Here is a 23,261-nt window from a genome sequence, read left to right as displayed (position 1 = left end):
AAAGCGTTTCCTGATTTGAGTCGTTCGACGCGTTACCCGCGTTTTCCGTCTGGGGGGCAACCTGCCGGGAGACTCGGACTCAATGTTGCGGAAATTTTGGTTTTTGGTCCGCCGTGAGAGGGGATGACGGGGAATGAAGAGCAAGCATGTGGCCGTCCTGCTGGGAGGTTTCTCGTCCGAGCGGCCCGTGTCCCTGTCCTCCGGAAAGGCCTGTGCCGATGCGCTGGAGAAGGAAGGCTACCAGGTCACCCACGTCGATGTCGGGCGCGACGTCGGCTCCGTGCTCGCCGAGCTTCGGCCGGATGTCGCCTTCAACGCGTTGCATGGTCCATTCGGCGAGGATGGCACGATCCAGGGTATCCTCGAATATCTCGGTATTCCCTACACCCATTCCGGCGTGCTCGCCTCGGCGCTCGCCATGAACAAGGAGCAGGCGAAGAAGATCGTCAAATCAGTCGGCGTTCCCGTCGCCGAATCGAAGGTTGCCAATCGCTTCGCCATCCAGAACAAACATCCGATGAAGCCGCCCTACGTGATCAAGCCGGTCAATGAAGGATCGAGCTTCGGCGTCGTCATCGTGTCTGAAGGGCAGTCGCATCCACCGCAGATCGTCGGATCGTCCGAGTGGAAATATGGCGATACCGTCATGGTCGAGCGCTACATCCATGGGCGCGAACTGACCTGCGCCGTCATGGGTGATGTGGCGCTCGGCGTCTGCGAGATCATCCCGACGGGCCATTCCTTCTACGACTACGATTCAAAATATGTTGCCGGCGGATCAAAACACGAATGCCCCGCAAAAGTTTCACCGAATATTTACCAAAAAATACAGACACTGGCGCTCAAGGCTCACCAAGCTGTCGGCTGTCGGGGCGTTTCCCGGTCGGACTTCCGTTATGACGATCGTCACTCCGAAAATGGCGAAGTTGTATGGCTCGAGGTCAACACCCAGCCGGGCATGACGCCGACATCTCTGGTGCCTGAAATCGCCGCCCAGGCCGGGCATTCGTTTGGTGAACTGTTGAGTTGGATGGTGGAGGACGCTTCGTGTCTGCGTTGAAATGGGGACAGGGTAGGGGGAAGGGCGCGGCGGTGCCGTCGCTGTTCGGCCTGCCGTTGTCATCGGGCCATTTCGTGCTGCCACGCATGCTTCGCCGCCCGGTGCGCATGCTCGCCCGCCTTGGTGATGGCGAATTCCAGGCGCCGCGTTTCTCCTCCGCGATCATGTCGGCCGTGCTGCTCGCGTCGAGCGGCGCCTACGGTGCCTATCTTGGCGGTCATGCCGACGGTATCATCCAGAGCATCACTGCCCGCACCGGCTTTGCCGTCGATCAGGTCAAGGTGGTCGGCAACCATCAGACCTCGGAAATCGACATTCTCGACAGGCTCGAGCTTGACGGCTGGACGTCGCTGATCGGCTTCGACGCGGAGGCCGCGCGCGAGCGCATCTCCGGCCTGCCCTGGATCGAGGTCGCCGCGGTGCGCAAGGTCTATCCGCACACGCTGGAAGTGCGCGTCGAGGAGCGCGAGGCCTTCGCGCTCTGGCAGCAGGGCAGTGATCTTTCGGTCATCGAGAAGAATGGTGCCGTCATCGCGCCCTTCTCAGGCGGCAAGCAGGTGCTGTTGCCGCTGCTGATCGGCACTGGCGCGCCCGCCAAGGCGCCTGATTTCCTGGCCAAGGTCGAGCAATATCCCGATCTCGCCAGCCGCATAAAGGGCTACATCCGTGTCGGTGAGCGGCGCTGGGACCTGAAGCTGGACAACGGCATCACCGTCAAGTTGCCGGAGGATGGCGAGGACCAGGCACTCGCGGAACTCGTGAAGATGGACCATGACAACGGGCTTTTGTCGCGCGACATCGCCGCCGTCGACATGCGCCTCACGGACCGGCTGGTCGTGCAGTTGACGCCCGAGGCGGCGACGCAGCGCGAGGCGGCGCTCAACGAGAAACCGAAAACGCTCAAGCGCAAGCCGGAGACGAAGATATGAGCTGGCTTGGCGGTTCTGGCGATGCCTCGTCGCGCCGGTCCGGCACCTTGACGGTGCTGGATGTCGGCTCGAACAAGGTCTGCTGCATGGTGGCGAAGCTCAAGCCGAACGATGACGGCAAGCTGTTGCGCGGCCGCTCGCACCGGATCCAGGTCATCGGCATCGGCCATCAGAAATCGCAGGGCGTGAAGTCGGGTGTGGTGGTCGATCTCGACCGCGCCGAGCATGCGATCCGCTTGTCCGTAGACGCCGCCGAGCGGATGGCCGGGCTGACGGTCGATTCGCTGATCGTCAACATGACCGCCGGCCGGCTGAAGAGCGAAGCCTTTTCGGCGACCATCAACCTCGGCGGCCATGAGGCCGACGAAGCCGACATCAAGCGCGTGCTCGGCGCCGGCGCCAAGCAGGCGCTCAAGGCCGAGCGCGAGGTGATCCATTCGCTGCCGGTCGGCTTCTCGCTGGACGCCGAGCGCGGCGTTCGCGATCCGCGCGGCATGGTCGGCGACACGCTTGGCGTCGACATGCATGTGCTGACGGGTGACGCAGCCCCGATGCGCAACCTGGAGCTCTCCATCAACCGCTCGCATCTGTCGGTCGAGCGCATGGTGGCGACGCCCTATGCCAGCGGGCTGGCGGCGCTTGTCGATGATGAGCTGGAACTGGGTGCCGCCTGCATCGATATGGGTGGCGGCACGACCACGATCTCGGTGTTTTCGGAAGGCAGGTTCATCCACGGCGACGCGATCGCCATCGGCGGCAACCATGTCACGCTCGATATGGCCAAAGGACTTTCGACCTCGCTCGATGCCGCCGAGCGGCTCAAGGTGATGCACGGTTCGGCGCTGCCGGGCAGTGCCGATGACCGCGACCTGGTTTCGATCCAGCCGATCGGCGACGATGGCGACGTGCCGCTGCAGATCCCGCGTTCGGTGATGACGCGTATCGTGCGGGCCCGCATCGACGAGACGCTCGAACTCCTGCGCGACCGGCTGAACAAGTCGGGCTACGGCAACGCGGTCGGCAAGCGCGTCGTGCTCACCGGCGGCGCCAGTCAGCTGGCCGGCCTGCCGGAGGCGGCACGCCGTATCCTGGGACGCAATGTGCGCATCGGCCGCCCGCTCGGCGTGGCGGGCCTGCCCGAGGCGGCGAAGGGGCCGGCTTTCTCGGCCGCCGTCGGGCTTCTGATCTATCCGCAGATGGCGAGTTTCGAGAGCCATCCGGCGAAAGGCATTTCCGGTCTCAGGATGACCGGAACGGGTGGAAAACTGCATCGCATGAGTCAGTGGTTGAGAGACAGTTTCTAATTGACGGGGGCAGCCCCATAGGCGGCCGCGGCGGCGAAGCGGCGTGAAAGGCAAAGGACGGAGACAATGACCATCAATCTGCAGAAGCCGGACATCACCGAGCTTAAGCCACGCATCACCGTGTTCGGTGTCGGCGGCGGCGGCGGCAACGCCGTCAACAACATGATCACTGCCGGGCTGCGCGGTGTCGAGTTCGTCGTCGCCAACACCGACGCCCAGGCGCTGACCATGTCGAAGGCCGACCGGCTGATCCAGCTCGGCGCGCATGTCACCGAAGGTCTCGGCGCGGGTTCGCAGCCGGAAGTCGGCCGCGCGGCGGCGGAAGAATGCATCGACGAGATCATCGATCACCTGTCCAACACCCATATGTGCTTCGTCACCGCCGGCATGGGCGGTGGTACCGGTACCGGTGCCGCTCCTGTCGTGGCGCGGGCCGCGCGCGAGAAGGGCATCCTCACCGTTGGCGTCGTGACCAAGCCGTTCCACTTCGAAGGCCAGCGCCGCATGAAGACGGCCGACATGGGCATCGAAGAGCTGCAGAAATGCGTCGACACGCTGATCGTCATCCCCAACCAGAATCTGTTCCGGCTGGCCAATGACAAGACCACCTTCGCCGATGCCTTCGCCATGGCCGACCAGGTGCTCTATTCCGGCGTCGCCTGCATCACCGACCTGATGGTCAAGGAAGGCCTGATCAACCTCGACTTCGCCGACGTGCGCTCGGTCATGCGCGAAATGGGCAAGGCGATGATGGGCACCGGAGAGGCTTCGGGCGAGGGCCGCGCAATGGCAGCGGCGGAAGCGGCAATCGCCAATCCGCTGCTCGACGAGACCTCGATGAAGGGCGCCAAGGGCCTGCTGATCTCGATCACCGGCGGCCGCGACCTCACCCTGTTCGAAGTCGACGAAGCGGCAACCCGCATCCGCGAGGAGGTCGACCAGGACGCCAACATCATCCTGGGCGCCACCTTCGACGAGGAACTCGAAGGCGTCATCCGCGTCTCGGTGGTCGCCACCGGCATCGACAAATCGGCCGCTGAAATCGCCGCCGCGCCGATCTCGATCCGCGCCGCGCCGCAGAAGCCGGCCGCCCGGCCGGCTGTTGCCGCCGTGGAAAGCCGCCCGGCGCCGGTCCAGCAGGCCGCTTACGAGCCGCGCGCCGTCGATCCGGTCGCGGAAGCGATCCAGTTGGCCGAAGCAAACGCCGCGGCCATGGCTCAGCCGCGCCCGGCACAGGTTGCCCATGCGGACGATTTTCGCCCGCAGAGCAAGATCTTCCAGGCGCCGCCCGCGCAGCCGCAGCCGATGGTGCAGCCGGTCGTCCAGCAGATGATGCAACCGGCTCCGCAGCCGCGCGAAATGCTGCGTGAGGTCCAGCAGCCGGTCGCAATGGCCCCGCAGCGCATGCCGCGCGTCGAGGACTTTCCGCCGGTCGTGAAGGCCGAGGTCGAAGCCAAGAGCCGTCCGGCAGACCACCATGAGAATAGCGGGCCTATGGGCCTGCTGAAGCGTCTGACCAATGGGCTGACCCGCCGCGAGGAGGAGCCCGCACGGCTGCAGCCGGCGCAACCGCGCGAGCCGAAGCTGCGCCAGGCCGCGCCCGAAGTGCGCCGCCTCGCCAGCCAGGACGCGCAGCTCTACGCGCCGCGCCGTGGCCAGCTGGATGAGCAGGGCCGCCTGACGCCACAGACCAGGGCGACTCAGGACGACGATCAGCTGGAGATTCCCGCCTTCCTGCGCCGCCAGGCCAACTGAGTAGTTAACGGACTGTAACAAGTGTTAACAGGCAGGCAAGGAATTGCTTGCCTGTTAACGTTTAAAGTTATGAAAAATCAAAAGCTTATGGTACCGTACATGTTCCAGTTCGCGGTTACAGAGAGTAAGAAACCGTGATTTGGAGTCTCCTTGCCGGGACATTATCTTCGCCGCCTACCATAGTCGGTCTGCCGGGATTTCGGGGAAGTGGCCCTGCCTGCCGATTTCACAAGAGCCGCGCCCTCGGGCTGGAGAAGCGGACCTAGGCATTTCGGGCTTATGGGGATTGTCTTGCACGACTATCAGACGACAGTGAAGACGCGCGCGTCGCTTACAGGCACCGGCGTTCACAGCGGCAAAGAAGTTTCCATCAGTTTCCTGCCCGCGGATGCCGACACCGGCATCGTGTTCCAGCTTATCAATGAGGAAGGGCAGGGCCGCGAGTTCCGTGCCCTGTTTTCCGAGATCGGTGCCACGGACCTTTGCACCATGCTCGGCGATCCTTCGGGCGAGCACATCGCCACTGTAGAGCACATCATGGCCGCGCTGTTCGGGGTCGGCATCGACAATGTCGTCATTGAGATCGATGGCCACGAAGTTCCCATTCTCGACGGCAGCGCCATGGCCTTCGTGGAAGCCATCGACCAGGCGGGCATCGAAAAATTGCCGGTCAAGCGGCGCTACATCAGGGTCGTCAAGCCGGTCCGCATCGAGAACGGTGCTTCCTGGGCGGAGTTCAGACCCTATGACGGCACCCGCTTCGAGGTCGAGATCGATTTCGAAAGTCCCGCGATCGGGCGTCAGCTCTTTGCTTCCGACATCAATGCCGACATCTTCCGCCGTGACATCGCGCGGGCCCGCACCTTCGGCTTCATGAAGGATGTCGAGCGGCTGTGGGCCGCCGGCTACGCGCTGGGATCGTCGCTGGAGAATTCTCTGGTGATTGGTGACGACAACCGCGTCATCAACATGGGCGGCCTGCGCTACCCCAACGAATTCGTGCGCCACAAGACGCTGGACGCCATGGGCGACCTGGCGCTGGGCGGCGCCCGCTTCATCGGCTGTTTCCGCTCCTATCGCGGCGGCCACAGGCTGAACGCCGCGGCGCTGCGGCGCCTGCTGTCGGACCGCACGGCTTTCGAGATCGTCGAGACGACACGCCGCGAGCGTGGCCGCGCGGCCGAGATGAGCGCCGTCAATGCGCCGCTCTATGCGCCCTGGATGATCTGAATCCCTTAGTTTTTTCGATTCGCTTGGAGATGGCCGGTGTTGCAGGAATGCACCATCGGCTGGTGAAATCGCAGGGATGCCGAGGCTCCGACCGACCGCCACAAAAATGTGCGATTGGCTAGACATAGCGTTGCCCGGCAAGGCGGTTATGGTCTATGGCTGCTGCCGTCGATTAGTGCATGTCGCTCAAAAGTGGGGACCAGTTTTGGGAGAACTGCATGCAACGGGCATTGAAATAACGCCGAAAGGGCGCAATCCAATCATGTTCTTCAAGCGAGTCGGTCAATCGAAAGCGCCGCAGTGGTCTGTTTTCCTGGCGCTTTCGGTGGTTGTTCCATCGCTCTTTCTGTCGGCTTGCATGTCGTCGGAGAAAGATATCGACCTTTCGACCTATGTCGACCATACCGAGCCTGGGGACGTTCTCTACAATCAAGGCCTCGCCAATCTGAATGCCGGGCGGCTGGACGAGGCGAGCAAGAAGTTCGACGCCGTCGACCGCCAGCATCCCTATTCGGAATGGGCCCGCAAATCGATGGTGATGGGCGCGTTCGCCGATTATCGCAAGGGCAGTTACGATGAAGCGATCTCGTCAGCTAAACGCTATCTGGCGCTTTATCCTTCCACCGATGACGCCCCCTATGCGCAGTACATCATCGGCCTGAGCTACTATCGCCAGATCAAGGATGTGACGCAGGATCAGAAGGAAGCGCGCCAGACCGTGCAGACGATGCAGGATCTGGTGACGCGCTGGCCGAACTCCGAGTATGTCGAGGACGCCAAGCAGAAGATCCGCTTTGCCAACGACCAGCTCGCCGGCAAGGAAATGCAGATCGGCCGCTACTATCTGGAGCGCCGCGAATACATCGCCGCCGTCAAGCGCTTCCGCACCGTGGTGGAGAACTATTCCAACACGCGTCATGTGGAAGAAGCGCTGGCCCGCCTCACCGAAAGCTACTACGCAATGGGGCTGACCTCGGAGGCCCAGACCGCCGCCGCGGTGCTCGGCACCAACTACCCTGACAGCCCATGGTATAAGGATTCCTACAAGCTCCTGCAGAGCAATGGGCTGGCGCCGCGCGAGAATGCCGGGTCGTGGATATCCAAGGCCGGGAAGCTGATCACCGGCGCCTGACCGCTGTACCTCGGACCGAAGCGTGCATAGCGCGCTTTTTCGGATTGATCCGATGCGCAAACAAAAAGATAGTGCGGCGCTGCGACTCCAATCGGTCGCGTGCCGCGTTGAAGCGCGTCGTGCTTGCACGGATCCATGCGACGCGCTTTAAGTCTTTTGCTTTCGTGCATGTCGTTATCCCAAAACCGGGTCCACTTTTGGGCGGCATGCAATAGGTCCGGGTTCTGATGCTTTCCAGACTGTCGATCCGCGATATCGTCCTGATCGAGAAGCTGGATATCGACTTCCAGCCGGGCCTTTCCGTGCTGACGGGCGAAACCGGCGCCGGCAAATCCATCCTGCTCGATGCCTTGTCGCTGGCGCTCGGCGCGCGCGGCGACGCCTCGCTGGTGCGTCATGGCGCGGCACAGGGCCAGGTCATCGCCGTCTTCGATGTGCCGCGCAACCATCCGGTTCGCGCGCTGCTTGCCGAAAACGCCATAGAGGATGATGGCGACGTCATATTGCGCCGTGTGCAAACGGCGGACGGCCGCACGCGCGTGTTCGTCAACGATCAGCCATCCAGCGTGACGCTGATGCGCGATGTCGGCCGCGCGCTGGTCGAGATCCACGGCCAGCACGATGAGCGCGCCCTGGTCGATCCCGGCGCACACCGTGACGTGCTCGACGCTTTCGGCGGCCATCTCGGCGTCGTTCGCTCGACCGGCGAGGCCTGGCGGCACTGGCGCGCCGGCGAGCAGGAGCTTTCGCGCCACCGCGCCAAGGTGGCGGCAGCGGCGCGCGAGGCCGACTATCTGCGCGCCGCGGTCGCGGAACTGACCAGGCTCGATCCGCAGCCCGGCGAGGAGACGGAACTTGCCGACCTGCGCGCCCATATGATGCGCGCCGAGAAGATCGCTTCCGAAATCCATGATGCGCAGGATGTGCTGTCAGGCCCGTCCTCACCCCTGCCGCAGCTCGCCAGCCTGCTGAGACGGCTGCAGCGCAAAGCGACGGAAGCACCCGGCCTGCTCGAAGACGTGGTCAAGTCGCTGGACGAAGCCATGCTGTCGCTTGACGCGGCACAGTCGGGGGTCGAGGCCGCGCTCCGCGCCACCGAATATGACCCGCAAAGACTGGAGAAAGCCGAGGAGCGACTGTTCTCGCTGCGCGCCGCCTCGCGCAAGCATAGCGTCGCTGTCGACGACCTGGCGCAATTGCGCGACACGATGGTTGCCGATCTTGCCGATCTCGATGCCGGCGAGGAGCGGCTGCACGGGCTGGAGAAGCAGGCCGCCGCCGCACGCGAGGCCTATGACATTGCCGCCGCGCAGCTTTCTTCGCTTCGCCATGCGGCGGCCGTCGGGCTGACCAAGGCGGTGATGGCCGAACTGCCAGCGCTGAAGCTCGAACGCGCCGCCTTCATCGTCGAGATGAAGAGTGAGGCCGAGAGCCGCATGGAAGAGGGCATCGACCAGATCGAGTTCTGGGTGCGCACTAATCCCGGCACGCGGCCCGGGCCGATGATGAAGGTCGCCTCCGGCGGCGAGCTCTCCCGCTTCCTGTTGGCGCTGAAGGTGGCGCTGGCCGACCGCGGCTCGGCGCCGACGCTGGTTTTCGACGAAATCGACACCGGCGTTGGTGGCGCCGTGGCCGACGCGATCGGCCAGAGGCTGGCGCGCCTGTCGAAGCGCGTGCAGGTGCTGTCGGTCACCCACGCGCCGCAGGTGGCGGCGCGCGCGGCGACGCATTTCCTGATCTCCAAATCGGGCAGCACCGACCGCGTGGCGACCGGCATCGCCGAGATGGACCGGACGGCGCGGCAGGAAGAGATCGCGCGTATGCTGGCCGGTGCCACCATCACCGACGAGGCGCGCGCGGCCGCCGAGCGGCTGCTGCGCGAAAACACCAACGCGGCATGAGAATCTCCGGTGTCATGGATCGAGTCAGGATATGGCTCCATCCTGCTGTTCAGGAATGATTTTCCCGAAATCCTGATTTATTGTGACGTGCCATTGTCCAAGGAAGCTTTCCATGTCGGAAAAACCAGTCGATTCGCTTGATGAAAGCGAGGCGGAAGCCGAGCTGAAGCGCCTTGCGGCGGAGATCGCCGAGCACGACCGGCGCTACCATACCGAGGATGCGCCTGTCATCACGGATGCGGAATATGACGCCCTGACGCGACGCAACCTCGCCATCGAGGAGCGTTTTCCCGGTCTGATACGCGAGGATTCTCCATCGCGCAGGGTCGGCGCGCCGCCGGCGGAGGGCTTCGCCAAGGTGCGCCACGCCGTGCCGATGCTCAGCCTCGCCAAGGCCTACACCGACGAGGACGTCGCCGATTTCATCGTGCGCGGCCGGCGGTTCTTCGACCGCGACAAGGACCTCGATATCGCCTTCACCGCCGAGCCGAAGATCGACGGGCTGTCGGCTTCGCTGCGCTACGAAAAGGGCGTCTTCGTACAGGGCGCGACGCGCGGCGACGGTGCCGTGGGCGAGGACATCACCGCCAACCTCAGGACCATCGCCGACATTCCAGCGCGGTTGAAAGGGTCGGGCTGGCCTGAAATCATCGAGATCCGCGGCGAGGTCTATATGACCTATGCCGAATTCGAGGCGCTGAAGGCACGCTCGGCCGCGGCGGGCGGCCAGGATTATGTCAATCCGCGCAACACGGCCGCCGGCTCGCTGCGCCAGAAGGATCCTTCCGTCACCGCCAGCCGCAACCTCAAATTCTTCGCCTATGCATGGGGCTACACCACGGAAGATCCAGCCCCGACCCAGTATGATTCGGTCCAGAAATTCGCCGATTGGGGGTTCAAGATCAGTCCGCTGATGGTGCGGGCGAAGTCGGTCGAGGAACTGGTCGCGCATTATCACCGGATCGAGGAGCAGCGCTCGTCGTTGGGCTATGACATTGACGGCGTCGTCTACAAGGTCGACCAACTCGATTTGCAGCGCCGCTGGGGTTTCGTCACCGGTGAGCCGCGCTGGGCCGTCGCGCACAAATTCCCGGCCGAACAGGCGATGACGACGGTGGAGAAGATCGACATCCAGGTCGGCCGCACCGGCACGCTGGCGCCAGTGGCGCGGCTGGCACCCGTCACCGTCGGCGGCGTCGTGGTCGAGAATGTGACGCTGCACAATGAGGATTATATCAAGGGCCTGGACAGCAATGGCCTGCCGATCCGCGACGGCATCGACGTACGCATCGGTGACACGGTGGTCATCCAGCGGGCAGGGGATGTGATCCCACAGATCGTCAGCGTCGTCATCGACAAGCGCCCGGCCGATGCCGTGCCTTACGAATTCCCACACACCTGTCCGGTTTGCGGCTCGCCGGCGACGCGCGAGATCAATGAGAAGACCGGCAAGGAGGATTCGCGCCGCCGGTGCACCGGCGAGCTGATCTGCCCGGCGCAGGCCGTGGAAGGGCTGCGCCACTTCGTGTCGCGCGGCGCCATGGACATAGAAGGCCTGGGCGCTGAAAACATCGACCTGTTCTTCAATGCTGGACTGGTCAAGACAGCCGCCGATATCTTCACGCTCCGGGATCGCCGTCCGGCCGTCACCAGGGCGCTGGCCGAGCGGCGCGAGGAGCAGGCCAGGCAGCGCGAGGCCGCGTCCGGCAAGACGCGCAAGAATGTGCGCGGCGTCGAGGACCGCAATTATGAAGGTCTCGACAAGCTGTTCGCGGCCATAGACGCGCGCCGCGAACCGGAACTCGATCGTTTCATTTTTGCGCTCGGCATCCGCCATATCGGCGAGACGACGGCGGCCGTGCTTGCCCGGACATTCTCGACGATCGAGGAGTTGATCCGCGTCGGCAAGGAGACGGCGGCGGCGGAGGACCCGCACACAGTCTTCCCATCCATCAACGGCATCGGCGACACGGTGATCGATGCGCTTCGCGATTTCTTCGGCAATGAGCGCAATGACGACGTCCTCGACAAGCTGCTCGAACAGGTCGAGCCGAAGCCGTATATCGTCACGATCTTGGCCGACAGCGAGGTCGCCGGCAAGACGATCGTGTTCACCGGTTCGTTGGAGAAGATGACGCGCTCCGAAGCCAAGGCGATGGCCGAACGGCTTGGCGCCAAGGTGGCTGGTTCGGTCTCGGCCAAGACCGATCTGGTGGTGGCGGGACCGGGTGCCGGCTCCAAGCTCAAGCTTGCCAGTGAACTCGGTGTCGAAGTCATCGACGAAGACACCTGGCTGCAGCGGGTCGGCAAGGCGTGATGTCGGGCGAATTCAAAGGGTTCGGTCCAAAGGCCATCCCATTCCTGAAGGCGCTCGATTTCCACCAGAGCCGGGAGTGGTTCCTGGAGAACCGGGAATTGTTCGAAAAGGAATTGCGCGATCCCCTGGGCGATCTCGTCGAAGCGCTGACGCAGCGTTTCCTGGCAGCCGGGCTCGGTCTGCGCGGAGATCGCAAGAAATCGCTGTTCCGTATCAACCGCGACGTGCGCTTCGCCAAGGACAAGCGGCCCTACAACCGGCATCTGTCGGCGATCCTGTCGCCCGACGGCAGCAAGATGGAGCAAGGCGTGTTCTACGTCCATATCGGGCTGGAGGGTTGCTTTGCCGGTGTCGCCTGGTGGCAGCCGGAAGCGGCGCTGCTGTTGTCGATGCGGCGCGCCATCGAGACGTGGCCCGAAAGGTTTCGCGCCATGGTGAAGGCGTTGAACAAGAATGGCCTCGAGCTCGATGCCGAAGGCGGCATGAAACGCACGCCGCGTGGCTTCGAACATGTCGTGGAAAAGGATCTCGTTGCCGCCATCCGCAACCGGCATTTTGTTGTTCGCCACGTCATCGATCCGGCTGGTATCCATGGACCGGAACTGGTCGAGGAACTCGTCGATTTCACTTTGCGGGCCAAGCCGCTGCTCGACTGGGGCAGGGCGATCGAAGGCAAACCCGCGAACGGCTGAATCGTCGACGCCGCGATCCGCGATGATTTCCGCTGATCGTTCGGCTCAAGCGAATTCGTGTGACAAGGCGGGGCATGCCACCTACATACCGCCACTCCCTTTATTGTGCATGCCGTTGTCCCAAAACCGCCACGCAATTTGGGCGACATGCATCAGGAGTGATCGATGGCGACGGACGCTATTTCCGAAAGCGGCGGCAAGAGCGAGTTCTGGCAGGGCGTGCGGCTGTCCATGCCGGTCGTGGTGGCGTCGGCGCCCTTTGCCGTGCTGTTCGGGGCGCTTGCCGTCGACCAGGGCTTCTCGGTTTTCGAAGCCTTCCTGATGAGCGCATTGGTGTTCGGCGGCGCCAGCCAGATGGTGGGCATCCAGCTGTTCGGCCAGCATGTCGCGCCATGGCTGATCGTGCTTTCGATCTTCGCCGTCAACTTCCGCCACGTGCTCTATTCCGCCGGGATCGGCCGGCGCATCGCGCACTGGCCTGTCATCCAGCAGGCGCTCGGCTATTTCATCCTCACCGATCCGCAATACGCGGTTGCCGAAGCGCGGGCGCAATCGGGGCAGACCGTCGGCTTTGCCTGGTATCTGGGGCTCGGCCTGCCGGTCTATCTGTTCTGGATCACCGAAAGCGCGCTCGGCGCGGTGTTCGGCAAGCTCATTCCCGACACGCATGCGCTGGGCATCGATTTCCTGCTGCCGATCTATTTTCTTGGCCTCGTGATGGGTTTTCGCAAGCGGCCGCTATGGCTGCCGGTGGTCGTCGCCAGCGGCTGCGCCTCGATCATCGCCTACAAGACGGTCGGCTCACCCTGGCACGTCTCGATCGGCGCCGTCGCCGGCGTGCTGCTCGCCGTCATCCTGCCACCGCACCATAGCGGCGTGGGAGAGCGGCCATGAGCACGACATTCTGGATCATCATCGCCGGCGCAATCGCGACCTATCTCACGCGCATCGGCGGGCATCTGGTCATCTCCCGCTTCGAAAACATTCATCCGCGCGTGGAAGCCGGCCTCAATGCGGTGCCGGCGGCGGTGCTGACGACGCTGGTGGCGCCGGAGCTGTTGAACGCCGGACCGGCGGAATGGGCGGCGCTGGTCGTCACGGCGACGGTTTCGCTGCGTGGCGGGCTGATGGCGATGTTTCTGGCGGGTGCCGCGGTGCTGATCCTGGCGCGGCAGTTCATCGGATAAGAGCTCTGCCTCGCGATGCTTCCGACGTAGGCGCCGCCCCCTCATTGCCCTGCCGGGCATTTCTCCACGTATAGGGACGGGGGGAAAGACGCTGTCATCGACGATTTCGCCAGTTTTCCTCGCTGCGGCGAAGGTTGCGACAGCTCCCTTCTCCCCGTCACTACACGGGGAGAAGGTGCCGGCAGGCGGATGAGGGGCAGCGCCAGCCTTCCAAGCTGAATATCGGCCGCCTCAAATCTTGGCGTCATGCGGCAGCGGCGCGGTCGCCTTTTGCAGCCAGGCCAGCGTTTCGCCGTCGAGCATCGGTCCGATCTCCGCCAGCACGCGGGCGTGGTAGGTGTCCAGCCAGTGCAGTTCCTCGCGCGTTAGCAGGTCCGACCGCACCAGCCTTACATCGATCGGCGCCAGCGTCAGCGTCTCGAAGCCATGCATGGCAATGTCGCCGCCCTCGATCTGTTCGGCCGGCGTCACCAGGATCAGGTTCTCGATGCGGATGCCGTAGGAGCCTTCCTTGTAGTAACCGGGCTCGTTGGACAGCATCATGCCCTCGAGTAGCTTTTCGGTGCCGGTGCGCGCAATGCGCTGCGGACCCTCATGCACGGCCAGATATGAGCCGACGCCATGGCCGGTGCCATGGGCGAAGTCGCAGCCGTGCTTCCACAGCGCCATGCGCGCGACGGCGTCGATTTCCGAGCCACGCGTGCCGGCGGGAAAGCGCAGCGTCGAAATGCCGATCATGCCTTTCAGCACCAGGGTTAAGCGTTCGCGCATCTCCTCGGTTGGCTGGCCGATCGGCACGGTGCGGGTGATGTCGGTGGTGCCGTCCTGATATTGCGCGCCGGAATCGAGCAGGAACAGCTCGCCGGCCTCAAGCCTGCGGCTGGTGGCGCGTGACACGCGGTAATGCATGATGGCGCCGTTGGGGCCGGCGCCGGAAATGGTGTCGAAGGAGACGTCGCGCAGCGGCATCTGGGTCTCCTCGCCGGTCTGCCGGCGCGTCTCTTCCAGCCTGGTGACAACGGCGATCTCGTCGAGGGAGCCGGGTTTCTGGCGCTCCAGCCAGCACAAGAGCTTGGCCACCGCGGCACCGTCGCGACGATGGGCGGCGCGCGAGCCGTTGATCTCGGCCTGGTTCTTGGTGGCGCGCGGGATGCGGGCCGGGTCGGGCGCGGCGATCACCGTGCCGCCATTGTCCTCGACCAGCATGCGCAGCCTGTCGGCCGCGAGCACCGGGTCGAGCGCGATCTTGGCGCCGCCCTTGGCGAGGGCCACGATCGCCGCTTCGAATTCGCCGGGCTCATGCGGATCAGCGAGCTGCGTGAGATAGGCCGCGACCTGGCGCGAGAATTTGCGCTTGTCCATGAACAGCTGGTGCGATCCATCGGCGGCAAGGACGGCGAAGCCGAGCGCCAGCGGCGTGTGCGGCACGTCACCGCCACGGATATTGAAGGCCCAGGCGATGGAGGAGGGGTCGGTCAGCACCGCATGGGTGGCGCCCTCCTTGCCGATTGCTGTTGCCAGCCGCGCCAGCTTGTCCTTGGCGAGCTCGCCGGCAAAGCCGATCGGGTGAAGCTCGACCGGGGTCACAGGCGCGGCGGGCTGGTCGTTCCAGATGATGTCGATCGGGTTCCTGTCGAGTGGCACCAGCACGGCGCCCGTCTTGTCGGCCGAGGCCTGCAGCGCCTTGACCTCGCTGATCGTGTGCAGCCATGGATCGAAGCCCAGCCGCGCGCCCTTGCCGATATTGTCCCGGAGCCAGACGGCGGGCGGATTGTCGACCAGGCTTTCGATCGAAAAGATGTCGAGGTCCACCTCGTTGCGCACCTGCAGCGTGTAGCGGCCGTCGACAAAGATGAAGGCGCGGTCGCGCAGGACGATGGCGACGCCGGCCGAGCCGCTGAAGCCGGTCAGCCATTTCAGCCGCGCCGAACGGTCGGCGACATATTCGCCCTGATGCTCGTCGGCGCGTGGAACGATGAAGCCGTCCAGACCATTCGCCGCCAGCCATTGGCGCAGCAGCGTCACGCGCGGCTTGCCGACCGCCGGGTCGCCCGCGGAATCGAAGGTCTGGAACATGATGGGCCTCCTAGTATTGGCGCGACCGTAACCTATGGGGCCGGAAATCGGAATCGATTTCCAGCCGGCGCAAACTGCTACAGCGTCGCCTGGCTTACAACCGACCGCGCTTGGTCCAGTGGCAGCACAAAGGTCGATGCCGCTGAAACACGCTTTCCAGCTCGCGATCGCACGGATGGTGCTGTTCGACGTGAGGTCGTTGGGGCGTCGACGGCCGGCCAACTATCCTGCCGGCCTCAATGCTTGAGGTGGATCGTCACCCAGCCTTCGCGGTGCAGCGTGCGCACGTGGCGGAAGTTCTGGCCGATATAGGCCGAGATGACGGCGTCGCGCTGGCGATCGAGAATGCCTGACAGCACGATCGAGCCGCCGAGCGCGATATGCGCGGCCATTTGCGGCGCCAGCCGCATCAGCGGGCGTGCCAATATGTTGGCGACGATGAGATCGAAGGGTGCGCGCTTGCCGAAGATCGGGTGGTGAAAGCCCGGGGCGGTCACCGTTTCGATGAGCGCCTTGACGTGGTTCAGCCGCGCATTGGCGGCGGCGACCTTCACCGCCACCGGATCGATGTCGGTTGCGAGCACCGGAATATGCGCCAGCTTGGCAACGGCGATCGCCAGCACCGCGCTGCCGGTGCCGAGGTCGAGCGCGTTGCGCGGCTGCTCGCGCCGCACCACTTTCTCCAGCATTTCGAGGCAGCCGGCGGTGGTGCCGTGATGGCCGGTGCCGAAGGCGAGGCCGGCCTCGATCTCGATGGCGAGTTCGCCGCTGTGGCGCTTCCTGCGATCATGCGCGCCGTGGACGAAGAAACGGCCGGCGCGCACCGGCTTCAGGCCTTCCAGCGAGCGCGCCACCCAATCAATGTCGGGCAGCTTTTCGCGCTCGACCGGTTTTGACAGAGCGAGGCCGGCCAGAACGTCCTTCACCCGCGCCTCGACCGCATCGACGTCGTCGTCGGCGTAGAGCGAGACTTCGTGGATGTCCTCGTCCTCGTCCACCTCCAGCACGGCGATCGGCAGCCCTTCATCCTCGAAGGCGATCTCGAGCGCCGCGAAAATGCGGTCAGCCTCGATCTTTCCGGTGGTGAAATGCAGCCGCGTCTGGGTCATATGGATTAAGGTCTTCCTTGAGCTTGATCTTGTCCGAAACTGGTTTTCGGATTCAAGCCCTAGCCCTTGGCGGCAAGACGCTTCAGCTTCTCCACGGCGGTGCCGGCGCTTTCGCCGTAGGCGATCGTGCCGGCAAAGTCGCCCTTGGCGTTCAGCAGCAGCACCGAGGCGGTGTGATCCATGGTGTAGTCGCCGTCGCCGGTGTCGACCTTCTTCCAGTAGATGCCGAAGGACTTGGCCATGGCATGGACCTTGTCCGGGTCACCGGTGATGCCGGTGATACGGTCGGAGAAATTGCTGACATAGGCGTTCATCACCTGCGGCGTGTCACGCTCCGGGTCGACCGAGACGAAATAGGCATGCAGGTTCTTGCCGTCGTCGCCGAGCGTCTTCAGCCAGCCGGAGAGTTCGAACAGCGTGGTCGGGCAGACCTCGGGGCAGTGGGTGAAGCCGAAGAAGACGACGCTCGGCTGTCCCCGGAAGGCGGCCTCGGTGATCGGCGCGCCTTTCTGGTCGACAAGAGTGAACGGGGCTCCGAACGGTTCGCCGCCATAGTGGCCGCGATACCAGTCGAAGGTCAGCCAACCGATGCCGGCCGCCATCAGGACGAGAATGCCGATCAGGATAGAACGCATCATCAGAAAAGTCCGTCCGCAGAAATCATCGCGCCGGCTCAGTGCCGCGCCGGTGCGACAGTCTTAGCGGTTCGACCTTGCCCAGGCAAAGTGCCGCGTTGCCGCAACCGCATATGGTGTTGACGTTGCTGCTTGCAAAGCAGCCCAACTCGCCCCACCTGAGACCGGCTACTCGAACCGCAGGAGGCTTCCTTGCAAAGACCGATTGGGCCAAAACTGATCGGCGGCGCTCTGGCCGCATGCCTTGTCCTTGGTGCTGGCGGCGCCATTGCCGAGGAAGTCGGCAAGGTTGGCGTCGACTGGGTCGGCAATGACATTATGATTGACGCGATCAAGGACCCCAAGGTTGATGGGGTGACCTGCCATGTCGCCTATTTCGACCGAAGCATCATCGATAGGCTACACAAGGGCAACTGGTTCGAGGATCCCAGCGATTCCTCGATCTCGTGCCGCCAGACCGGCCCGATCACCATCGGCGACATCGATATGGGCGAGGGCGGCGAGGAGGTGTTCAAACAAGGCCTCAGCCTGATCTGGAAGAAGCAGGTGGTGAACCGCATCTACGACAAGACCAACGAGACCTTGATCTATCTGTCGCACTCGCGCCAGGTGCAGAACGGCTCCGCGAAGATGTCGGTCACGACGGTGCCGCTCTACGGCCAGAACGTGGTGTGGACCAAGGGCAAGCCGAGATAGGCTGATCGAACTCTTTCCCGGAACTGGCTTGACGGATAATTGGTCCCGCTTGCGGGAACAATTGCTCTGACGTAAAGCCGCGCCCATGGACCATTCCGAAAACCTCGTCCTGAAAGATCCAGAACCGCGCATCCATCCGACCGCGGAGCTGAAGGCGTGCAAGCTTGGCCGCTATACCTCGATCGGCGAGCGGGTGGTGCTGCGCGAGGTGAGCGTGGGGGATTTTTCCTATTTCGAGCGCCATGCGGAGGCGATCTATACGAGCATCGGCAAATTCTGCTCGATCGCCGCCAACAGCCGCATCAATGCGCTGGGGCATCCGATCGAACGGCTGACCCAGCACAAGGTCAGCTATCGGCCAAACGAGTATTTTCGCTGGTTGGGCGTCGATGCCGCATTTCGCGAGCGGCGGCAGGCGAAGGCCGTGGCTATCGGCCACGATGTCTGGATCGGCCATGGGGCGGTGGTCATGCCTGATATCACCATCGGCAATGGGGCCGTCATTGGCGCCAATGCGGTGGTGACTCACGACGTGCCGTCCTACACGATCGTCGCCGGCGTGCCGGCGAAGCCGCTTCGGCCGCGCTTCGCTCCTGAAATCGCGGCACGGATCGAAGCTCTCGCCTGGTGGGACTGGCCGGTCGAGAAACTCGCCAGGGCGGTTCCCGACATCCAGGCAATGCCGATCGAGGCCTTCCTCGATCGCTGGGAAAACGACGCCGTTTGAGCCTGCCCGCACTGGCGAAGCAGGCTGCGGGAAAGGGGAGTGACCGTCTGTCTGTATGCTGGTCGGCGTTTTCGGGAAACCAGGCTCCGCGCCACGGACTGAAACCCCTTCCGCCATGCGGGGGTGGCGCGGCGGAAGGGGCTGGAGGTAAACCGCCGTGAAGCGGACGGAACAGGCACTTTTGCCTGCACGGTTACCATGACATTGAACCGATAAGGTGTGTTTTTCACCATATGCACGCTTTGCGTGCATTCAATTGCAGCGGTTGTATTTATTGCCTGCGGGAACCCGAACGGTCGCCGGTTGTTTCTCATCGCGGCAGCCATTGAGGGACCTCGACAGATGGAAAAGCTCTTCACCAGGATCGCCAACCGGGTCGCCCACATAGCCGGCCTGTCACCGACATTTGCCGTCTGCTGCCTGATCGTCGTCATCTGGGCGGCCAGTGGGCCGTTGTTCAAATTCTCGGACACCTGGCAGTTGGTGATCAACACCGGCACGACCATCGTCACCTTCCTGATGGTGTTTCTCATCCAAAACACCCAGAATCGGGACGGCGCGGCGATCCAGGCCAAACTCGATGAACTGATCCGGGTCAGCGAGGGCCGCAACCGCTTCATCGGCATCGAGCACCTGACGGAATCCGAGGTCGAGGAAATCCGCGACAAGTGCGAGCAGGCGGCGCGCCGGCACGATGAGAAGATCGCCGCCATGGCCGCAAAGAAGGCCGTGGCGCAAAAACGAACTCCGAAAAAGCGCGCGGCCTAAAGACTCGAGCTTAGTCTTTCATGAAGGCCGCGAACGCGTCCTTGTAGTTTGGATGCCAGCGTGACAAAGCGGGGCGGTTTTCGATGATGTCTCCGGCCGCCCATGCCATGCGCTTCTCGTCCAGCGGCCGCGCCGTCTCGTTGTCGGGACACAGGATGTAGAAGTCGCCCCGGACCAGCGATTCCAGCATGAAATCAACGACCTGTTCGCCTGTCCAGGCGCCGGCGGGCTTTTCCGTCGCCCCTATGGTGAGGCCGGTATAGGTGAAGCCGGGGATGAGCAGATGGGCCGACAGACGGGCACCGGGCTCGTTGCGCAGCGCATGCGCCAGGCCTTCGGTGAATGTCTTAACCCCGGCCTTGGAGACATTGTAGGCGAGGTTGCCGGGTGGTGTGGTGATGCCTTGCTTGGAGCCTGTGTTGACGATGAGGCCCGGCCTGCCTGAGGCCAGCATGCGCGGGGCGAAAGCTTCGACGCCATGCACGACGCCCCAGAAATTGATATCGAGCAGCCGTTTCCAGGCGTCGCGGTTTTCCCAGGGCTTTCCGGGGTTGTCGCCGACACCGGCATTGTTCATCAGCAGCGAGATGTCGCCGAAGGCGCCGAATGCCCGGTCGGCTAGACGATCGACCTCATCGGCGTTCGAAACGTCGGCGGCGACCGCAAGCACAGCGTCATTGCCGGCGATCGCGGAGATGGCCCGGGAAGCATCGTCAAGGCGCGCGCCGCCAATGTCGGCGAGCACGATCTTCATTCCCATCAGCGCCAGCCGCTTGGCGGCCGCGAGACCAATTCCGCTGGCGGCGCCGGTGATGATAGCGGTCCTGCCTGGCTCAAGGGCGGGCAGGGCGGTCTGAATCTCGGTGTCGGGGATCATCGGCGATGGCTTCCTTCTTCGATAGCGCCGAACTTAGCGCCGCGACGGGCTTGCGCAAGCCCTTCGGGCAGCGGCGCTCAAGGCCCCGTGGCGCACACTGAAAGTGGTGTTTCATGCATGTCCTTGTCCCCAAACCGCAGCGCGTTCCCCAGCGGGAGAGATGGGTTCGGGTTGACCATGCCGGCCGAGGCTGCGCATGCTGCCCCGGCAAATGGAGATTTTCGATTGACGGACTGGGTCGCAATTCTGAAGGAGCAGACCGCCACCGGCGAACAGATGGGGCGCGAGGTACCGCAGATGCTGGCCAACCCCGACATCACCGAAGCCCAGGTGAAGACGTTGTTTTCAGCGCTGGAAAAGCAGGCCGATTTCGTCGAGAAACTGCGCATGGCGCTGGAAAAGTTCGGCCATGATTTCTCGATCATCAAGGCCGCGGAACGGCTGGAGGAGCGCTATGCCGATCTGGCCGCCGCGGTGGCGGAAAAACTGAAAGAGATGCGCGGCTAAGCAATTCGCGGCTAAGCAATTGCAGGAAAAGTGCGAAGCGGTTTTCCGCCCGGAATTGCGCCGAACCCAAGAGCAATTCCAGGAAAGTGCGAAGCGGTTTTCCGTCCGGCATCGCGCCGAGCGATGAGCCTGCGTGTTATTTTTCGAGAACGCGCGAAAAACGCGTGTCCGGTACAAGCCACACCAGGGCGATAGCGACGTAGAGCGCCACGCCGATCCACCGGTTGAGGAAGGTAAGCGCGATCGCCGCGAGGTAGACGGCGAGGGAAAGCCTTCCCTTGCGGTCCCGGCCGATCGCCTTGGCGAAGGCGGTGTCCGGCCCGTGCAGCCGATGCAGGGTAATGACCAGGATGCCGTAAGCGGCGGCACACATTGCAAGGTCGAAACCGTAAACCGCGACCGGAACCGTGGCGAAATGGTTCTCGCCCATGAAAGCCGTCGTTACCGGCATCAGGGATAACCAGAACAGCAGATGCAGGTTTGCCCACAGCACGCCACCATCGACGCGCTGCACGGTGTGGAACATGTTATGCAGGTTGTTCCAGTAGATGCCGACATTGACGAAGGAGAGCACGTAGCAGAGGAAGATCGGCAGTTGTGGCACCAGGGTGGAGAAATCCTCGCCTTCCGGCACTTTCAGGTCCAGCACCATGATGGTGATGATGATGGCCACCACGCCGTCGGTGAATGCCTCGACCCTGCCTTTGCCCATGATCACCGCCCTGCCTAAAAGGAATTGTCGAAAGACAGCAAATTGTTAGCTCATCTGGCCGGTTCGATAAACGGCATGCGACAAATCCTCAACCATGGCAGGGGAACTTTCGCGCCAGGCCGCCGATGGTGCTGACAGGCATTGGCTGGTTGTTGACCTTTCTGCTCCCGGCTCTTGCCTTCCTCGCGCCGAAGATCGCGCCCAGCTTTGCCTGCAAATGGACCTGGTTGCACCGGATATACGGCACAAATCCGCTTCGTGATTGGACCGGGATCAATGGCTCCGGTCCGTCCTTTTCGGTTCGTGCTTTCCTCTCCAGGCTTTCCTCTCCAGGCTTTCCGGCCCGTTGTGTCAGGAGCCCGCCAACCGGCCGGAACGCCGCGGATGAAAACGCGTTAGGGTCGCGATCCCCCAAACCGGAACGAGGTTGGCATGGGCTTTCCCGATTTGGCGCATAAGCAAGAGGCAACTCGCGGCGACGGTCTTGCCATCCCGACCGTCGCCGCGATGATCGCCGTGCTGTTTGCCGGCAGCACGGTGCTGACGCCGCTCTATATCCTCTACAAGCAGCAATTCGGCTTTTCACAGATCACGCTGACGTTGATCTACGCGGTCTATGTCGTGGGAAACCTAGGAGCCTTGCTGCTGTTCGGCGGCGTGTCGGATGTTGTCGGGCGCCGGCCCGCCGCTCTCGGGGCGATGATCGTTGCCATCGTCAGCGCGATCGTCTTCCTGTTCTCCGAGAATGTTCTTTCGCTGGATATAGCGCGCATCCTGAGCGGGCTCGGCATCGGTATCGGCGCGGGGTCCGGAACCGCCTGGATTGCTGAACTTCTCTCCCGTACCGACAGGTCGCGCGCCAGCGTGATCGCCACCAGCACCAATTTCCTCGGCCTCGGCTTTGGCGCGCTTGTCTCGGGACTGTTGGCTCAATATGAGCCCTGGCCTTTGCGCCTCGTCTTCGTCACCTATCTCTTGGCGCTTGCAGTGGTGACGATCCTGGTCTGGCGCACCCGCGAAACCGTGGCGAAGCCAGGCAGCCTCAGGCGCATTTCCATACGGCCGCAATTCTCCGTGCCGCAGGAAATCCGCGCGCGCTTTGTTGCGCCGGCGGTTACCGGCTTTGGTGCCATGGCGTTGGTCGGCTTCTACGCTGCAGTGGCGCCAAGCATCCTGGCGCAGCAGCTTCATGAGGCCAACCACGCTGTTGCCGGTGCGCTGTTCTTCGAACTAGCGATCGTCGCGGCGGCCAGCATCGTGGTGCTGATGCGCGTGCAGAGCAACAGGGCCATGCTGGCCGCGCTGGGCTTGATGATCCCGAGCGTCCTGCTGGTGGTCGCGGCACAGATATCGGCCTCGATGGCGCTGATGATCGTGGCCACCGCCTGCTGCGGCGTCGTGGCGGCGCTTGGCTACCGGGGCGGCCTGCAGGTGGTGAACGAGATCGCGCCGAAGGATCGCCGGGCGAAAGTCGTCTCCAGCTTCTTCATCTGCTGCTTTGTCGGCAACGCCTTGCCCGTGATCGGCATCGGCATCGTCTCTACCTATGCCGGTTCCGTCGCCGCGAGCCTTGCCTTCGCCGGCATCATCATCGTGTTTGCGCTGGTGGCGCTGGCCTTCGGGGTGAAGCACAGCCGGTAACACGAC

21 protein-coding genes are annotated in these 23,261 nt (G+C 63.5%); 16 read left to right on the top strand and 5 right to left on the bottom strand.

The genetic code is table 11. The features are described 5' to 3' along the window. The first annotated feature begins 133 nt into the window (after positions 1 to 133). The 11 genes from FJ938_RS17150 (at position 134) to FJ938_RS17095 (ending at position 13,507) form a co-directional block, all read left to right on the top strand. A complete protein-coding gene (locus FJ938_RS17150) occupies positions 134 to 1,060 on the top strand; it encodes a D-alanine--D-alanine ligase (protein ID WP_140608030.1) in 927 nt (308 codons plus the stop codon). Next, positions 1,048 to 1,989, top strand: coding sequence for a cell division protein FtsQ/DivIB (locus FJ938_RS17145; RefSeq protein WP_140608028.1), 942 nt, complete (start codon positions 1,048 to 1,050; stop codon positions 1,987 to 1,989). The genes FJ938_RS17150 and FJ938_RS17145 overlap by 13 nt, the downstream gene beginning before the upstream one ends. Continuing rightward, positions 1,986 to 3,293, top strand: a complete 1,308-nt coding sequence (gene ftsA, locus FJ938_RS17140) for a cell division protein FtsA (RefSeq protein ID WP_140608026.1) — start codon at positions 1,986 to 1,988, stop codon at positions 3,291 to 3,293. Before FJ938_RS17145 ends, ftsA begins: the two co-directional genes overlap by 4 nt. A 66-nt stretch (positions 3,294 to 3,359) precedes the next feature. Continuing rightward, entirely contained in the window at positions 3,360 to 5,048 is a 1,689-nt protein-coding gene (gene ftsZ / locus FJ938_RS17135) for a cell division protein FtsZ (protein WP_140608024.1), read from the top strand. A gap of 279 nt (positions 5,049 to 5,327) precedes the next feature. Continuing rightward, positions 5,328 to 6,278, top strand: coding sequence for a UDP-3-O-acyl-N-acetylglucosamine deacetylase (gene lpxC / locus FJ938_RS17130; RefSeq protein WP_140608022.1), 951 nt, complete (start codon positions 5,328 to 5,330; stop codon positions 6,276 to 6,278). A gap of 262 nt (positions 6,279 to 6,540) precedes the next feature. Then, positions 6,541 to 7,410, top strand: coding sequence for an outer membrane protein assembly factor BamD (locus FJ938_RS17125; protein ID WP_140608020.1), 870 nt, complete (start codon positions 6,541 to 6,543; stop codon positions 7,408 to 7,410). Positions 7,411 to 7,637: 227 nt separating this feature from the next. Further along, positions 7,638 to 9,311 (top strand): DNA repair protein RecN, encoded by a 1,674-nt coding sequence (recN, locus tag FJ938_RS17115; protein WP_140695597.1) that lies wholly within the window; start codon positions 7,638 to 7,640, stop codon positions 9,309 to 9,311. 112 nt (positions 9,312 to 9,423) lie between these two features. Then, a complete protein-coding gene (gene ligA, locus FJ938_RS17110) occupies positions 9,424 to 11,628 on the top strand; it encodes an NAD-dependent DNA ligase LigA (RefSeq protein WP_140695594.1) in 2,205 nt (734 codons plus the stop codon). Then, positions 11,628 to 12,320: a TIGR02453 family protein gene (locus FJ938_RS17105; protein ID WP_140695592.1), complete on the top strand. Its 693-nt coding sequence runs from the start codon at positions 11,628 to 11,630 to the stop codon at positions 12,318 to 12,320. Before ligA ends, FJ938_RS17105 begins: the two co-directional genes overlap by 1 nt. Positions 12,321 to 12,485: 165 nt before the next feature. After that, positions 12,486 to 13,214, top strand: a complete 729-nt coding sequence (locus tag FJ938_RS17100) for an AzlC family ABC transporter permease (RefSeq protein ID WP_140608012.1) — start codon at positions 12,486 to 12,488, stop codon at positions 13,212 to 13,214. Next, positions 13,211 to 13,507, top strand: a complete 297-nt coding sequence (locus FJ938_RS17095; RefSeq protein ID WP_140695589.1) for an AzlD family protein — start codon at positions 13,211 to 13,213, stop codon at positions 13,505 to 13,507. Before FJ938_RS17100 ends, FJ938_RS17095 begins: the two co-directional genes overlap by 4 nt. A gap of 231 nt (positions 13,508 to 13,738) precedes the next feature. On the opposite strand, the gene FJ938_RS17090 is transcribed toward FJ938_RS17095, so the two are convergent. From FJ938_RS17090 to FJ938_RS17080, 3 genes are all read right to left on the bottom strand, one after another. Then, positions 13,739 to 15,583 (bottom strand): aminopeptidase P family protein, encoded by a 1,845-nt coding sequence (locus FJ938_RS17090; RefSeq protein WP_140695587.1) that lies wholly within the window; start codon positions 15,581 to 15,583, stop codon positions 13,739 to 13,741. Between the two features lie 236 nt (positions 15,584 to 15,819). Continuing rightward, a complete protein-coding gene (locus tag FJ938_RS17085) occupies positions 15,820 to 16,692 on the bottom strand; it encodes a 50S ribosomal protein L11 methyltransferase (RefSeq protein WP_140695585.1) in 873 nt (290 codons plus the stop codon). 59 nt (positions 16,693 to 16,751) lie between these two features. After that, positions 16,752 to 17,330, bottom strand: a complete 579-nt coding sequence (locus FJ938_RS17080) for an SCO family protein (protein ID WP_140695583.1) — start codon at positions 17,328 to 17,330, stop codon at positions 16,752 to 16,754. Between the two features lie 189 nt (positions 17,331 to 17,519). Between FJ938_RS17080 and FJ938_RS17075 the strand changes: the two genes are divergently transcribed. The 3 genes from FJ938_RS17075 to FJ938_RS17065 all read left to right on the top strand — a co-directional run bounded on the left by FJ938_RS17075 (position 17,520) and on the right by FJ938_RS17065 (position 19,518). Next, entirely contained in the window at positions 17,520 to 18,023 is a 504-nt protein-coding gene (locus tag FJ938_RS17075) for a CreA family protein (RefSeq protein ID WP_140695581.1), read from the top strand. A gap of 85 nt (positions 18,024 to 18,108) precedes the next feature. Next, positions 18,109 to 18,750: a DapH/DapD/GlmU-related protein gene (locus FJ938_RS17070; protein ID WP_140695579.1), complete on the top strand. Its 642-nt coding sequence runs from the start codon at positions 18,109 to 18,111 to the stop codon at positions 18,748 to 18,750. A 342-nt stretch (positions 18,751 to 19,092) separates the two neighbouring features. Next, complete coding sequence (locus FJ938_RS17065; RefSeq protein WP_140695577.1) at positions 19,093 to 19,518, top strand: low affinity iron permease family protein; 426 nt, start codon at positions 19,093 to 19,095, stop codon at positions 19,516 to 19,518. A 10-nt stretch (positions 19,519 to 19,528) separates the two neighbouring features. On the opposite strand, the gene FJ938_RS17060 is transcribed toward FJ938_RS17065, so the two are convergent. Further along, complete coding sequence (locus FJ938_RS17060; protein WP_140607996.1) at positions 19,529 to 20,395, bottom strand: SDR family NAD(P)-dependent oxidoreductase; 867 nt, start codon at positions 20,393 to 20,395, stop codon at positions 19,529 to 19,531. 225 nt (positions 20,396 to 20,620) lie between these two features. Between FJ938_RS17060 and FJ938_RS17055 the strand changes: the two genes are divergently transcribed. After that, positions 20,621 to 20,902: a hypothetical protein gene (locus FJ938_RS17055; protein WP_140607994.1), complete on the top strand. Its 282-nt coding sequence runs from the start codon at positions 20,621 to 20,623 to the stop codon at positions 20,900 to 20,902. 136 nt (positions 20,903 to 21,038) lie between these two features. On the opposite strand, the gene FJ938_RS17050 is transcribed toward FJ938_RS17055, so the two are convergent. Next, the gene (locus tag FJ938_RS17050; RefSeq protein ID WP_140607992.1) at positions 21,039 to 21,614 is read right to left on the bottom strand and encodes a TMEM175 family protein; all 576 of its coding nucleotides are present in this window, start codon (positions 21,612 to 21,614) and stop codon (positions 21,039 to 21,041) included. 432 nt (positions 21,615 to 22,046) lie between these two features. Between FJ938_RS17050 and FJ938_RS17045 the strand changes: the two genes are divergently transcribed. Continuing rightward, entirely contained in the window at positions 22,047 to 23,255 is a 1,209-nt protein-coding gene (locus tag FJ938_RS17045) for an MFS transporter (protein WP_140607988.1), read from the top strand. Positions 23,256 to 23,261: the final 6 nt, after the last annotated feature.

The sequence above is a fragment of the Mesorhizobium sp. B2-4-14 genome (assembly GCF_006442155.1).
GTDB lineage: Bacteria > Pseudomonadota > Alphaproteobacteria > Rhizobiales > Rhizobiaceae > Mesorhizobium.
The sequence above is the reverse complement of the archived record's forward strand: the minus strand, read 5'-3'. Positions and strand labels throughout refer to the sequence as shown.

Excerpts from the sequence above, each read along its gene's own strand:
- FJ938_RS17150 (WP_140608030.1), top strand. The coding sequence starts at position 134 with ATGAAGAGCAAGCATGTGGCCGTCCTGCTGGGAGGTTTCTCGTCCGAG.
- ftsA (WP_140608026.1), top strand. The coding sequence starts at position 1,986 with ATGAGCTGGCTTGGCGGTTCTGGCGATGCCTCGTCGCGCCGGTCCGGC.
- ftsZ (WP_140608024.1), top strand. The coding sequence starts at position 3,360 with ATGACCATCAATCTGCAGAAGCCGGACATCACCGAGCTTAAGCCACGC.
- lpxC (WP_140608022.1), top strand. The coding sequence starts at position 5,328 with ATGGGGATTGTCTTGCACGACTATCAGACGACAGTGAAGACGCGCGCG.
- FJ938_RS17125 (WP_140608020.1), top strand. The coding sequence starts at position 6,541 with ATGTTCTTCAAGCGAGTCGGTCAATCGAAAGCGCCGCAGTGGTCTGTT.
- recN (WP_140695597.1), top strand. The coding sequence starts at position 7,638 with ATGCTTTCCAGACTGTCGATCCGCGATATCGTCCTGATCGAGAAGCTG.
- ligA (WP_140695594.1), top strand. The coding sequence starts at position 9,424 with ATGTCGGAAAAACCAGTCGATTCGCTTGATGAAAGCGAGGCGGAAGCC.
- FJ938_RS17105 (WP_140695592.1), top strand. The coding sequence starts at position 11,628 with ATGTCGGGCGAATTCAAAGGGTTCGGTCCAAAGGCCATCCCATTCCTG.
- FJ938_RS17100 (WP_140608012.1), top strand. The coding sequence starts at position 12,486 with ATGGCGACGGACGCTATTTCCGAAAGCGGCGGCAAGAGCGAGTTCTGG.
- FJ938_RS17095 (WP_140695589.1), top strand. The coding sequence starts at position 13,211 with ATGAGCACGACATTCTGGATCATCATCGCCGGCGCAATCGCGACCTAT.
- FJ938_RS17090 (WP_140695587.1), bottom strand. The coding sequence starts at position 15,583 with ATGTTCCAGACCTTCGATTCCGCGGGCGACCCGGCGGTCGGCAAGCCG.
- FJ938_RS17085 (WP_140695585.1), bottom strand. The coding sequence starts at position 16,692 with ATGACCCAGACGCGGCTGCATTTCACCACCGGAAAGATCGAGGCTGAC.
- FJ938_RS17080 (WP_140695583.1), bottom strand. The coding sequence starts at position 17,330 with ATGATGCGTTCTATCCTGATCGGCATTCTCGTCCTGATGGCGGCCGGC.
- FJ938_RS17070 (WP_140695579.1), top strand. The coding sequence starts at position 18,109 with ATGGACCATTCCGAAAACCTCGTCCTGAAAGATCCAGAACCGCGCATC.
- FJ938_RS17065 (WP_140695577.1), top strand. The coding sequence starts at position 19,093 with ATGGAAAAGCTCTTCACCAGGATCGCCAACCGGGTCGCCCACATAGCC.
- FJ938_RS17060 (WP_140607996.1), bottom strand. The coding sequence starts at position 20,395 with ATGATCCCCGACACCGAGATTCAGACCGCCCTGCCCGCCCTTGAGCCA.
- FJ938_RS17050 (WP_140607992.1), bottom strand. The coding sequence starts at position 21,614 with ATGGGCAAAGGCAGGGTCGAGGCATTCACCGACGGCGTGGTGGCCATC.
- FJ938_RS17045 (WP_140607988.1), top strand. The coding sequence starts at position 22,047 with ATGGGCTTTCCCGATTTGGCGCATAAGCAAGAGGCAACTCGCGGCGAC.